Here is a 12,746-nt window from a genome sequence, read left to right as displayed (position 1 = left end):
CGAATTCCTGGGGTTAATGGCAATTAAATTGAGAGCACAACTCCAGTAATGCAATCATACGCACTAATCAGGTCTTCGCAAGACTGCGATTTTCACTTTTTTTAAGCTACAATCCCATAAATTTACCTGGCGAATTGTACCGTGCTTCTTTGATTCGCATACTTTGAGCGCCAGTTTTTTAACCAAATGATTTTCATACTAAAATTCCAGGGCTAAGCGGTATGACTTACACAGTGGCGTTAACAGGCGGCATCGGTAGCGGCAAAAGCACGGTCGCAGATGCGTTTTCTTGCCTGGGAATTAACGTGATTGATGCCGATATTCTTGCCCGTCAGGTTGTCGAACCCGGCACGCCAGCGCTGGCAGCCATTACCGAACATTTCGGTCACCACATTCTGACCGAGGAAGGGGCGCTCAATCGCCGGGCGCTACGCGAACGTATTTTCGCCAACCCGGAGGAAAAAGCCTGGCTCAATGCCCTTCTGCACCCTTTGATTCAGCAGGAAACGCAGCGTCAGCTTCGTCAGGCCACCTCGCCTTACGTGCTTTGGGTCGTTCCTCTGCTGGTGGAAAACAAACTGTATGAGCGGGCCGATCGCGTGCTGGTCGTTGACGTATCGCGCGAAACCCAGCTTCTTCGTACCATGCAGCGCGACAATGTGTCGCGAGAGCATGCGGAAAATATTCTTGCTGCCCAGGCCACGCGCGAAGCGCGTCTGGCCGTGGCTGACGACGTTATTAATAACAACGGCACACCAGATGCCATTGCATCGGATGTTGCTCGCCTTCACGCGCACTATCTTGAGCTCGCGGCACAGGCTGTTTCACAGGAAAAATCGTAATGCACACCCACATCCTTTTTGAGCATCCGCTAAACGAAAAAATGCGTACCTGGCTGCGTATTGAATTTCTGACTGAGCAATTGAATGCTAATTTACCCATCAGAGATCACGCCAGCGCGCTGCACTTTTTTCGCAACGTCGGGGATTTACTGGATGTGTTCGAACGCGGCGATATCCGCACAGAACTGCTCAAAGAGCTGGAGCGCCAGCAGCGTAAACTGAACGCCTGGAGCGAAGTCCCGGGCGTTGACCTCAGCCGTATCGACGCTCTACGCCAGCAGTTGAAAAACAGCAGTAGCATCCTGATGGCCGCGCCGCGCATCGGGCAATTCCTGCGTGAAGATCGCCTGATTGCGCTGGTTCGCCAGCGTCTGAGCATTCCGGGCGGTTGCTGCAGCTTCGACCTGCCGACGCTGCATATCTGGCTGAACGCCAGACAGCATCAGCGTGATGCGCTCGTAGAAACCTGGCTGGCTAGCCTGGAGCCGCTGAATCAGGCACTGACGTTAATTCTCGATCTGGTACGTAACTCAGCCCTGTTCCGCAAACAAACCAGCCTGAACGGTTTTTATCAGGACAACGGCGAAGATGCCGACCTGCTGCGCCTGAAGCTCGAGCTCGCCTCGCAGCTTTACCCGCAGATCTCCGGGCACAAGAGCCGATTTGCCATCCGTTTTATGCCGCTGGACAGCGAGCATGGCGTGGTGCCAGAGCGTCTGGATTTTGAACTGGCGTGCTGCTAAGGAGAGAAGATGTCTGACGTCATTACGGTAAACTGCCCCACCTGCAACAAACCGGTTGTGTGGGGTGAACAAAGCCCCTATCGCCCTTTTTGCTCCAAGCGCTGCCAGCTGATTGACCTCGGCGAGTGGGCTGCGGAGGAAAAGCGAATCCCAAGCAGCGGCGATCTCTCCGACAGCGATGACTGGAGCGAAGAGCAGCAGCAGTAATTTAGCGTAGGCCGGATAAGGCGATGCGCCGCTATCCGGCAATCTGCGTCATTTTACCTGATGGCGCTCTGCTTATCAGGTCTACCCCGCAATCAGCTTTTCAATCACCGGTACGTTCGCTGGCGGAAATTCGTCCGCGACGAGATCCTGTTGCGCAACCCAGCGCCCCGGTTGCCCTTCCTTGCCCCACGGCTCGCCTTCCCAGCTATCCACCAGCCAGAACCACAGTGTGATGTGGCGATCGGGGAACTGATACTCCAGCTTATCAAATGGTTGTAACGAGGTGGTCACGATCCCAACCTCTTCCTGCAGCTCACGAATAACCGCTTCCTGCGGAGATTCTCCCGCTTCAATTTTACCGCCGGGGAATTCCCATTTATGCGCCATATGCGCATCAGCAGCACGCTGGGTAATATAGATTTCGCCTGCAGCATTACGAATGATGCCGACGGAGATTTGCAGTATTTTCATTTTGTCTTATCCATAAAAAAGGCGCAGAACTCTGCGCCTTTTGTTTTCTTATTATGATCTTAGCTCAGACGGCCATGACACTGTTTGTATTTTTTACCGGAACCGCAAGGGCACGGATCGTTACGACCCACTTTGCGATCGCCGGTCTGTGCGGCCAGATCCTGTGCGACGGCTTCATCATCGCTCTGATGGCTTAGCTGCTGCATTTGGGCCAGGCGCTCGGCTTCTTCACGACGCTGTTGTTCCATGGCTTCAACTTCTTCCGGCATGCGTACCTGCACCTTGCTCAGGGTGCTGATCACTTCATACTTCAGAGATTCCAGCATTGCAGCAAACATGGAGAAGGATTCACGCTTGTACTCTTGCTTAGGATCCTTCTGCGCATAGCCACGCAGGTGGATGCCCTGACGCAGGTAGTCCATCGCCGCCAGGTGCTCTTTCCACAGGGAATCGAGGGTTTGCAGCATCACGCCTTTTTCGAAGTGACGCATCATTTCAGCGCCAACCACCTCTTCTTTACGCTTGTAGACTTCAACCGCGCTTTCCAGAATACGCTCACGTAGCGTCTCTTCATGCAGCTCCGGCTCTTTATCCAGCCATTCCGCAATCGGCAGTTCGAGGTCAAAGTCGTTTTTCAGACGTTCCTGCAGACCCGGGATATCCCACATTTCTTCCAGCGATTGCGGCGGAATGTGCGCATCGATAGTCGCTTTGAACACGTCTTCACGAATGCTGTTGATGGTTTCGCTAACGTCCGTGACATCCAGCAGTTCGTTACGCTGGGTGTAGATAGCGCGACGCTGGTCGTTAGCAACGTCATCGTATTCCAGCAGCTGTTTACGAATATCAAAGTTGCGGCTTTCTACTTTACGCTGCGCGTTAGCAATCGCTTTGGTGACCCACGGGTGCTCAATGGCTTCGCCCGGCTTCATCCCCAGCTTACGCATCATGCCGGACACGCGGTCAGAGGCGAAGATACGCATCAGGGCATCTTCCATCGACAGGTAGAAACGGGAGGAACCCGCATCACCCTGACGACCGGAACGGCCGCGCAACTGGTTATCGATACGACGAGATTCGTGACGTTCGGTACCAATGATGTGCAGACCACCTGCCGCCAGCACGGCGTCGTGACGCACCTGCCAGTCGGCTTTGATTTGCGCAATCTGTTCCGGCGTCGGATCTTCAAGGTGCGCAACCTCTGCCTGCCAGCTACCGCCGAGCATAATATCGGTACCACGACCCGCCATGTTGGTGGCAATGGTGACCGCTGCCGGGTAACCCGCCTGCGCGACGATGTCTGCTTCGCTGGCGTGGAATTTGGCGTTCAGAACGTTATGCTTGATGCCCGCTTTGGTGAGCTCGCGGGATACCACTTCGGATTTCTCGATGGAGATGGTCCCCACCAGCACCGGCTGGCCTTTCGCGGTACGTTCTTTGATATCTTCAATAATCGCCTGAATTTTTTCCGCTTCGGTCATGTAGACCAGATCCGGCATATCTTTACGGATCATCGGACGGTTGGTCGGCACCACCACGGTATCCAGCTTGTAGATAGAGCTGAATTCAAACGCTTCGGTGTCCGCCGTACCGGTCATACCGGCCAGTTTTTCGTACAGACGGAAGTAGTTCTGGAAGGTGATGGACGCCAGCGTCTGGTTCTCGTTCTGAATCTCTACGCCTTCTTTGGCTTCGACGGCCTGGTGCAGACCATCGGACCAGCGACGGCCCTGCATGGTACGACCGGTGTGTTCGTCGACGATAATGACTTCGCCATCTTTGACGATGTAGTCAACGTCGCGGGTGAACAGGACGTGGGCGCGCAGCGCGGCGGTTACGTGATGCATCAGCATAATGTTGCCCGGAGAGTACAGCGACTCGCCTTCTTCCATAATGCCTTCTTTCACCAACAGCTCTTCAATCAGCACCAGGCCGCGTTCGGTCAGGTTAACCTGACGCGCTTTTTCATCCACGGAGAAGTGACCTTCCCCCTGGAAGGTGTCGGAATCTTCCTTCTCCTGGCGAACCAGGTGAGGAATGATTTTGTTCACTTTTTTATACATTTCCGAGCTGTCTTCAGCCGGGCCGGAGATGATAAGCGGCGTACGCGCTTCATCGATCAGGATGGAGTCGACTTCATCGACCAGCGCATAGTGCAGTTTACGCTGTACGCGCTCTTCCGGACTGAACGCCATGTTGTCGCGCAGGTAGTCAAAACCGTATTCGTTGTTGGTACCGTAGGTGATGTCGGCGTTGTAGGCTTCGCGCTTCGCAGGCGCTGGCAGGCCAGACATGTTAATACCGACGGTCATGCCGAGGAATTCGAACAGCGGACGGTTGTTTTCGGCGTCACGCTGGGCCAGATAGTCGTTGACGGTGACCACGTGCACGCCCTTGCCGGACAGCGCGTTCAGGTAAGCCGGCAGCGTTGCGGTCAGGGTTTTACCTTCACCGGTACGCATCTCTGCGATGCAACGGTCGTTCAGCACCATACCGCCGAGCAGCTGCACGTCGAAGTGACGCATGCCGAATACACGCTTGCTCGCTTCACGCACCACGGCAAACGCTTCTGGAATCAGGCTCTCTACGGTTTCGCCTTTTTCGATACGCGCGCGGAATTCATTGGTTTTCGCTTTCAGCTCTTCATCGGAGAGTTTTTCCATCTCCGGTTCCATCGCGTTAATAATAGCGACAACTTTGCGCATACGGCGCAGGGTACGATCGTTACGACTACCAAAAACTTTGGTCAATAATTTGATTAACATAATAAAATCTCAAACGCCCCGACATTTCGGAGTCAGAAAAATAAAGGAAATAAAGCGGTTATTTTCAGACGAGGCGCTGCGGCCCGGCGCGGATGCCCTGCACCTGGCTCACCCAGGCTGGGATACTAAAGACGTGAGGTGAGAGCGCAGGTAACGCTGCACCCTGAGCAATAATAATGGACGGCTGACTTTCAACGTTCAGCAACGCATTTAGCGTATCCAGCAGCGCCAGATGCTGCGCGGCCTGCAACGGAGATGTCGACTCAGCAACCGGTGACGCCGTCGGCACCATGGCAAAAGAAAGGTGGCGAATAACGGTGCGAATGGCGTGCTGATGCCAGTAGTCGACGCTGAATGAGGGACGACGGTTATTTTCCAGCCGCGCCAGCTGCGAGAAATCGATTCTCTGCGCCGGATTATGGTTACTGGTTGTTGCGCGGGCGGGGGAAGCTGGCTCGGCGTTATTCGCAAGCGCAGGCAGACCAAAACCGGCAGCAACCATCCCCAACAGGAGATGCGGCCAGAAGTAGCGTCTACCAAACTGTCGCCAACGCGTCAGCATTCCACTCACGTAAAGTTCCACCTTCGGTTTAAGTGCCTATCCCATTAGGCTATTTTATTCGCCATTTCGGCGCCGGGCAGTGCTCGAAATCCTCACGTACTACGTGTACGCTCCGGTTTCTGCGCGCTGTCCGACCCCAAAATGGCTTCAACAATTACGCCTACTGGGATAGGCTCTGAGTACCGTTATTCTATTTTAGCCCGAGAATATTACCATTAATGCCGCGCTACAGCAGCAGGAATGACGAAAACCGCAGCGAAAAACGGGTCAAGAAAGCAGCGGTTGCGCAGGAGTGTGATCTTTAAGAGAGGGCAACGGCAGGAAAACGGAATGCTGAGGGCAAAAAGAAAAAACGACTGGTTCCCTGACCGGAGAGAGTGCCAGGTTGCCAGTCGAATTTACGAAACGGTCAGGCTTATGCCAGAACCATTGTCGGTGCTTTGAACGCCAGAGGCAGTTCTGCGTCGTCTTCGAAGGTCACAAATTCCCAGGCTTCCTGTTTTGCCAGGACCGCCTGCAGAAGTTTGTTATTCAGCGCATGACCGGATTTGTACGCGGTAAATGCACCAATAATGTTGTGACCACACATGAACAAGTCACCGATGGCATCGAGCATTTTGTGACGAACGAATTCATCTTCAAAACGCAGGCCGTCTTCGTTCAGTACGCGATAATCGTCAACAACGATGGCACAATCGAAGCTGCCGCCCAGGCACAGGCCACGGGACTGCAGATATTCGATATCACGCATGAAACCGAAGGTACGCGCGCGGCTGATCTGGCGCATAAAGGCGTCTGCGGAGAAATTCATCGCATAACGCTGCGTGCTGGAATCAATCGCCGGATGGTTAAAGTCGATGGTAAAGTCCAACGAGAAACCATTGTACGGTTTGAATTCAGCCCATTTGTCGCCATCTTCAACGCGAACGGTGTCTTTAATACGGACGAATTTCTTCGCACAGTTCAGTTCATCGATGCCGGCATCCAGCAGCAGATAAACGAATGGCGCAGCACTACCGTCCATAATCGGGATTTCTGGCGCATCGACTTCAACAACGATGTTGTCGATACCCAGACCCGCCAACGCGGCGTTCAGGTGCTCTACGGTAGAAATCCGCACGTCATGCTCGTTGACCAGGCAAGTACAGAGCATAGTATCACGCACAGATTTGGCATCGGCCGGAAAATCTACCGGTGGATTCAAGTCGGTGCGACGATAGATGACCCCGGTATTTGCCGGCGCAGGGCGTAGCGTCAGTGTGACCTTTTTGCCGGTATGTAAACCGACGCCAGTCGCCTGAACGATACGTTTAAGAGTCCTTTGTTTGATCATCGTATAATCTCGCCAAATTAACTATCCAACCGAAGTGTATATCACATTCGGTGGGCCAGTTTAGCACAAAGAGCGCAGATTCCCAAATTCCAGCTAATTCTTAATCAGCTTGCTTGCGCAGGAATGCCGGGATATCCAGGTAATCCGGTTCTTTGGTGGTCTGCGGCGTATTGTCGTTAACCACTTTAGCAGCCGGTTTCTGTTCTTGCGTCAGCGGTGCCATACCGTGCTGCTGATAACGATCCAGCGCCGGTTGCTGCGTCTGCTTGTTGGTCACCAGGGTGATCTCTGGACGTTTGTCCATACCGATACCGGTCGCCACGACGGTAACGCGCAGTTCGTCGTTCATATCCGGGTCAAGAGAGGTACCGATAACCACGGTCGCGTTATCCGATGCAAACGCACGGATGGTATTACCGACGGTTTCGAACTCATCCAGACGCAGGTCGAAGCCCGCGGTGATGTTCACCAGAACGCCACGCGCGCCGGACAGGTCGATATCTTCCAGCAGCGGAGAAGAGATAGCCATTTCAGCCGCTTCTTCCGCACGGTCTTCACCGCTAGCCACGCCGGAACCCATCATCGCGTAGCCCATTTCGGACATCACGGTGCGCACGTCCGCAAAGTCGACGTTCATCAGACCCGGGCGAGTAATCAGTTCTGCGATGCCCTGTACCGCGCCTTTCAGCACGTCGTTCGCCGCGCCAAACGCGTCGAGCAGGGAGATACCGCGGCCAAGTACTTTCAGCAGCTTGTCGTTCGGGATGGTAATCAGCGAATCTACGTGCTTGGACAGCTCGGTGATCCCCTGCTCCGCAAACGCCATACGCTTCTTACCTTCGAAGTTGAACGGCTTGGTCACGACGGCTACGGTCAGGATGCCTAAATCTTTGGCCACTTCCGCAACCACCGGTGCAGCACCGGTACCGGTACCGCCGCCCATGCCGGCTGCGATAAACACCATGTCAGCACCGTCTAACGCTGCACGCAGCGCTTCACGGTCTTCGTCAGCCGCATTACGGCCCACTTCCGGGTTGGCGCCCGCGCCCAGACCTTTGGTAATACCGCTACCAATCTGAATAGTCTGGCCAACAGCCGTTTTACGCAGTGCCTGTGCGTCGGTGTTAACTGCGAAGAATTCAACGCCTTCGATGCGCTCGCGCACCATGTGTTCAACGGCATTACCGCCGCCGCCACCGACGCCGATGACTTTAATCACCGCGTCGTTGGTCAGTTCCATAGGTTCAAACATAGTTTCTCTCCGTTTTGTGCCTGTCGCCCGAGACCGGTAATGTGCGTTGGTCTCTTTAAAAATTAAAACTCTTTGCGTAACCAGCTATTCAGCCGTTTGATCCACGATCCAACCGATGCAGTTACGCGCTTTTCTACTTCCGCTTCACCACTCAAGTGGGACTCTTTCCCGTAGTGCAGCAGGCCCACCGCCGTTGAATAATACGGCTCCTGGGCATAGTCCGTCAGACCGGTAATGTTCAGCGGCGCACCGATACGCACCTGCGTATGGAACACCCGCTGCGCGCAGGCCGCTAAGCCTTCAATTTGCGCCGCGCCGCCGGTCAATACAATCCCCGCCGCCAGGTGGTGTTTGACCCCTTGCTGACGAAGCTGTTCCTGTAACTGTAAAATTTCTTCATTGACGAGGTTCAAGAGCTCGGTGTAACGCGGCTCAATAACCTCAGCCAATGTCTGGCGCTGCAGGCTGCGCGGCGGACGTCCGCCAACGCTCGGTACTTCAACGCTTTCATCTTTGCCCACAATAGAGCCTAAAGCGCAGCCGTGACGCACTTTAATCGCTTCGGCATCGCTTGGCGGCGTACCAAACGCATAGGCGATATCGCTGGTCACCACGTTGCCCGCGTAGGGGATCACCTTGGTGTGGCGCAGCGCACCGCCAGTATACACGGCGATATCCATTGTACCGCCACCGATATCCACCACGCAGACGCCCAGCTCACGTTCATCTTCGGTCAGGACCGAGTAACTCGACGCCAGTCCGGCGAAAATCAGCTGATCGACCTTCAGACCACAGCGTTCAACCGCCTTGACGATGTTTTTCGCCATGTCATTGTGGCAGGTAATCAGATGTACCTTGGCCTGCATACGCACCCCGGATAAACCGACCGGGTTTTTGATCCCTTCCTGGTAATCAATGGCGTATTCCTGAGGAATCACGTGCAGAACGCGGTGCTCATCACGCACGCGTACGGACTTCGCCGTATGCACTACGTTCTCAACGTCTTCCTGCGTGACCTCTTCTTCAGAGATAGGCACCATGCCTATCTCATTTTGACAGCTAATGTGTTTGCCGGAAAGCGCCAGATATACAGAAGAGATCTGGCAATCCGCCATCAACTCCGCCTGGTCGATAGCGCGTTGTACGCATTTTACTACCGACTCCAGGTCGTTAACTCCGCCTTTATCCATCCCTCGGGATGGGCAACTGCCGACCCCAATGATATTAATCACTCCGTCGGGCAGAACTTCCCCTACTAAAGCGGCTACTTTTGCAGTGCCGATCTCCAGTCCAACTACCAGTTTTCTGTCCGTCGCCTTGATCATTGTTGTTCTGCCTGTGCCTGATTCTGTTGTTGATTAGTGTCCGCCGCAGGAGCAGGTTCCCAGCCTACTGCCGCCCCTGAGTCATAACGCAAATCAACATAGCTAATCCGATTACCCTCAGTTTGCGCCTGCTGTTCCAGAACCGGATACAGTTCCAGAAAACGCGCCAGCCGCTTCATCGTATCGCCCCGCCCCAGATTCAGCTTGATACCGTTATCAAGCGTCAGCTGCCACGAACGGCGCGCGGTCATCGCCGCAACCTTCAACGTGAACTTCCCTTTCGCGAGCACCGCTCCCATGTCGTGATAACCCTGTAAGACTTCGCTTGCGCTGCCTTCCGGGCCATAGAGCATAGGCAAATTCTGCTTGCTGGTTCGATCGGCCGGAATACTGAAGGCCGTACCTTCCGCATCCACCATGTGCTGATCATTCCAACGTGCAATTGGCACATATTCAACCAGATGAATCTTCAATTCGTCCGGCCACTGCTTTCTTACGCTTGCCTGTTTAATCCATGGCAGGCGTTCAATCTGACTCTGAACGATGTTCACATCCTGAGTCATAAACGTTCCCGGCGAGCCCAGTGCCAGTATGGACTGGCGGATATCATCGTTACGCGTGTAATGACGATCGCCGGTGACAACCAGTTTTGAGATGGGCAAACGCTGCGCATCTTCCATCCAGCCAAGCACGACCCAGCCGCTCACAAACACGGTACACAACACCGCCAGCAGGAACAGAATCCCCGCTAAATGCGTTCCATTATTGCGCCGTGAAGCCGCATACTCTTCTTCTTCACGGTTCCGCGTATTCAGCGCAGCCTGCGACATATCACCCCGCCAGGTCCAGAATTCGTACTACCAGCTGCGAGAAACTGATTCCCGCCTGACGTGCCGCCATCGGCACCAGACTGTGGCTAGTCATCCCCGGAGACGTATTCGCCTCCAGCAGATAATACTGCCCGTCGCTGTCCTGCATGACGTCGATACGACCCCACCCCTGACAACCCAAAACTTTCCAGGCTTTCAGCACCAAAGATTGCATTGCTGCTTCCTGGGCCGATTCTTCACAACCAGGGCAGAAATATTTTGTCTCATCAGACAGATACTTCGCCTCATAATCATAGAAGGTTCCGGCCGGTTGGATGCGAACTGACGGTAAAATTTCTTCACCAAGCACCGCGACCGTAAACTCAGGGCCACTGAGCCATTTCTCAATCAGAACTTCATCATCATGTTGAAACGCCTGCGCTAACGCAGGTGCCAGTTCTGCAATCTCGGTCACTTTCGACATGCCGACGCTGGAACCTTCACGGCTCGGCTTGACGATTAGCGGCAATCCCAGCCCGGCAATCTGCGCCTGAACATCCTCAGACAGCCCATTTTCAAAGGCCTGGCGCTCAATGGCTACCCACGGCGCGACCGGTAATCCGGCCCCCTGCCACAGCAATTTACTGCGCAGTTTGTCCATCGAGATGGCCGATGCCATCACACCGCTGCCGGTGTAAGGCAGTTGAATCAGCTCCAGCAGCCCCTGCAACGTGCCATCTTCCCCGCCTCGACCGTGCAGCGCAATAAACGCTTTCTGAAAACCCATATTTTTCAACTGGGTAACATCGGTCTCTTTTGGGTCGACCGCATGGGCGTCAACACCAGCCTCACGCAGGCCAGCCAGCACCGCCGCGCCGGAGTTGAGCGACACATCGCGCTCGGCGGAAGTGCCGCCGAGAAGAACCGCGATTTTATCAGCCATGACGCGGTTCCTCCTGAGTTTGCGGCTTCAGTTTGATTTCAGCTAAGTTACGCGCGATTTTACCAATATTTCCCGCGCCTTGAATTAGAACAAGATCATTACCCGTCAGTACTGATGCCAGCATTTCAGCGACTTGCGCCGGGTCGGAGACCAGAATCGGGTCCACTTTTCCACGCCCGCGAATAGTACGGCACAGCGAACGGCTGTCCGCGCCCGGAATCGGCGCTTCGCCAGCCGGGTAAACGTCGAGCATCAGCAGCGCGTCGACCTGAGTCAGCACGTGCGCAAAATCGTCATACAGATCGCGCGTACGGGTATAACGGTGCGGCTGGAAGACCATCACCAGTTTTTTCTCCGGCCAGCCAGCGCGCGCGGCTTTAATCGTCGCGTCCACTTCCGTCGGGTGATGACCATAATCATCCACCAGCATCGCCGAGCCTTCTTTGCCATTCACTTCCGCCAGCGGGAACTCCCCCAGGAAATCGAAGCGACGACCGGTGCCCTGGAAGCTCTCCAGCGCGCGTAGAATCGCGTCATCTTCAATGCCCTCTTCCGTGGCCACTGCAACCGCCGCCGCCGCGTTTAGCGCGTTATGGCGGCCCGGCGCGTTCAGCGTCACGCGCAGCTCCTCTTTGTCCTGACGCACCAGCGTGAAGTGCCCCTGCGGGCCAATTTGCTGGTAGCCTTCGACGCGCACGTCGGCATCGTCGCTAAAACCGTAGGTAGTAATCTGACGACCCACGCGCGGCAGCAGCTCGCGAATGACAGGGTCGTCCACGCACATCACGGCACGACCATAAAACGGCAAATTGTGCAGGAAATTAATAAACGTCTGCTTTAAATTTTCGAAGTCGCCCTGGTAAGTATCCATATGGTCGGCTTCGATGTTGGTGACAATGGCCACCATCGGCTGCAAATGCAGGAACGACGCATCGCTCTCATCGGCTTCCGCAATCAGGTAGCGGCTGTTACCCAGACGCGCATGCACGCCCGCCGCTTTCACCAGACCGCCGTTAACAAAGGTCGGATCCAGCCCCGCTTCCGCGTAAATACTGGCCACCATCGCGGTAGTGGTGGTTTTGCCGTGCGTGCCGGCAATGGCGATGCCATGACGAAAACGCATCAGTTCTGCCAGCATCTCTGCGCGACGGATCACCGGAATACGCGCTTCATGCGCCGCGACAATCTCTGGGTTATCGGCAGAGATCGCCGTAGACACCACAACAACGCTCGCATCGCGCACGTTTTCCGGGCGATGGTTGAAATAGATGGTGGCGCCCAGCTTGCTCAGCTGCTGCGTGACCGGGTTTGGCGCCAGGTCGGAACCGCTGATCTGATACCCTTCGTTGGCCAACACTTCGGCAATACCGCCCATCCCGGCGCCGCCGATGCCAACAAAGTGGATGTGCCGGACGCGACGCATCTCGGGCACGATAGAACGCAGTTTCGCCAGTTGTTGTGTATTCATTCTCTAAACGCCATCACTTCTAAAAT

The 12,746-nt window shown here is 54.9% G+C and carries 12 protein-coding genes; 3 read left to right on the top strand and 9 right to left on the bottom strand.

The genetic code is table 11. From position 1 onward, the window contains the following. The first annotated feature begins 221 nt into the window (after positions 1-221). The 3 genes from coaE to yacG are packed head-to-tail and all read left to right on the top strand — an operon-like array spanning position 222 to position 1,792. A complete protein-coding gene (coaE, locus tag M989_RS17700; RefSeq protein ID WP_064547458.1) occupies positions 222-842 on the top strand; it encodes a dephospho-CoA kinase in 621 nt (206 codons plus the stop codon). Beyond that, positions 842-1,585 (top strand): cell division protein ZapD, encoded by a 744-nt coding sequence (gene zapD, locus M989_RS17695; protein WP_064547456.1) that lies wholly within the window; start codon positions 842-844, stop codon positions 1,583-1,585. The genes coaE and zapD overlap by 1 nt, the downstream gene beginning before the upstream one ends. A gap of 9 nt (positions 1,586-1,594) precedes the next feature. Continuing rightward, a complete protein-coding gene (yacG, locus tag M989_RS17690; RefSeq protein ID WP_064547454.1) occupies positions 1,595-1,792 on the top strand; it encodes a DNA gyrase inhibitor YacG in 198 nt (65 codons plus the stop codon). Between the two features lie 81 nt (positions 1,793-1,873). Here yacG and mutT read toward each other — a convergent pair whose 3' ends face one another. The 9 genes from mutT to murC form a co-directional block, all read right to left on the bottom strand. Next, a complete protein-coding gene (gene mutT, locus M989_RS17685; RefSeq protein WP_064547452.1) occupies positions 1,874-2,263 on the bottom strand; it encodes an 8-oxo-dGTP diphosphatase MutT in 390 nt (129 codons plus the stop codon). A 59-nt stretch (positions 2,264-2,322) separates the two neighbouring features. Continuing rightward, complete coding sequence (secA, locus tag M989_RS17680) at positions 2,323-5,028, bottom strand: preprotein translocase subunit SecA (protein WP_064547450.1); 2,706 nt, start codon at positions 5,026-5,028, stop codon at positions 2,323-2,325. Positions 5,029-5,092: 64 nt separating this feature from the next. Further along, positions 5,093-5,599: a secA translation cis-regulator SecM gene (gene secM / locus M989_RS17675; RefSeq protein WP_074398821.1), complete on the bottom strand. Its 507-nt coding sequence runs from the start codon at positions 5,597-5,599 to the stop codon at positions 5,093-5,095. Between the two features lie 406 nt (positions 5,600-6,005). Next, a complete protein-coding gene (gene lpxC / locus M989_RS17670; RefSeq protein WP_064547446.1) occupies positions 6,006-6,923 on the bottom strand; it encodes a UDP-3-O-acyl-N-acetylglucosamine deacetylase in 918 nt (305 codons plus the stop codon). Positions 6,924-7,023: 100 nt separating this feature from the next. Further along, the gene (ftsZ, locus tag M989_RS17665; RefSeq protein WP_035893043.1) at positions 7,024-8,175 is read right to left on the bottom strand and encodes a cell division protein FtsZ; all 1,152 of its coding nucleotides are present in this window, start codon (positions 8,173-8,175) and stop codon (positions 7,024-7,026) included. Between the two features lie 62 nt (positions 8,176-8,237). Then, positions 8,238-9,500 (bottom strand): cell division protein FtsA, encoded by a 1,263-nt coding sequence (gene ftsA / locus M989_RS17660; RefSeq protein ID WP_064547444.1) that lies wholly within the window; start codon positions 9,498-9,500, stop codon positions 8,238-8,240. Beyond that, a complete protein-coding gene (ftsQ, locus tag M989_RS17655) occupies positions 9,497-10,330 on the bottom strand; it encodes a cell division protein FtsQ (RefSeq protein ID WP_064547442.1) in 834 nt (277 codons plus the stop codon). The genes ftsA and ftsQ overlap by 4 nt, the downstream gene beginning before the upstream one ends. Position 10,331: 1 nt before the next feature. Further along, complete coding sequence (locus M989_RS17650; protein ID WP_064547440.1) at positions 10,332-11,252, bottom strand: D-alanine--D-alanine ligase; 921 nt, start codon at positions 11,250-11,252, stop codon at positions 10,332-10,334. After that, positions 11,245-12,720, bottom strand: a complete 1,476-nt coding sequence (murC, locus tag M989_RS17645) for a UDP-N-acetylmuramate--L-alanine ligase (RefSeq protein WP_064547437.1) — start codon at positions 12,718-12,720, stop codon at positions 11,245-11,247. Before murC ends, M989_RS17650 begins: the two co-directional genes overlap by 8 nt. Positions 12,721-12,746: the final 26 nt, after the last annotated feature.

The organism is Kluyvera georgiana ATCC 51603 (assembly GCF_001654985.1).
Classification (GTDB): Bacteria; Pseudomonadota; Gammaproteobacteria; order Enterobacterales; family Enterobacteriaceae; genus Kluyvera; species Kluyvera georgiana.
Note: the sequence above shows the minus strand (reverse complement) of the source record. Positions and strands in the feature narration are given on the sequence as shown.

Bases quoted from the DNA above. Each gene is read 5' to 3' on its own strand.
- yacG (WP_064547454.1), top strand. From the start codon at position 1,595: ATGTCTGACGTCATTACGGTAAACTGCCCCACCTGCAACAAACCGGTT.
- ftsZ (WP_035893043.1), bottom strand. From the start codon at position 8,175: ATGTTTGAACCTATGGAACTGACCAACGACGCGGTGATTAAAGTCATC.
- ftsQ (WP_064547442.1), bottom strand. From the start codon at position 10,330: ATGTCGCAGGCTGCGCTGAATACGCGGAACCGTGAAGAAGAAGAGTAT.
- mutT (WP_064547452.1), bottom strand. From the start codon at position 2,263: ATGAAAATACTGCAAATCTCCGTCGGCATCATTCGTAATGCTGCAGGC.
- secA (WP_064547450.1), bottom strand. From the start codon at position 5,028: ATGTTAATCAAATTATTGACCAAAGTTTTTGGTAGTCGTAACGATCGT.
- lpxC (WP_064547446.1), bottom strand. From the start codon at position 6,923: ATGATCAAACAAAGGACTCTTAAACGTATCGTTCAGGCGACTGGCGTC.
- coaE (WP_064547458.1), top strand. From the start codon at position 222: ATGACTTACACAGTGGCGTTAACAGGCGGCATCGGTAGCGGCAAAAGC.
- M989_RS17650 (WP_064547440.1), bottom strand. From the start codon at position 11,252: ATGGCTGATAAAATCGCGGTTCTTCTCGGCGGCACTTCCGCCGAGCGC.
- ftsA (WP_064547444.1), bottom strand. From the start codon at position 9,500: ATGATCAAGGCGACGGACAGAAAACTGGTAGTTGGACTGGAGATCGGC.
- zapD (WP_064547456.1), top strand. From the start codon at position 842: ATGCACACCCACATCCTTTTTGAGCATCCGCTAAACGAAAAAATGCGT.
- murC (WP_064547437.1), bottom strand. From the start codon at position 12,720: ATGAATACACAACAACTGGCGAAACTGCGTTCTATCGTGCCCGAGATG.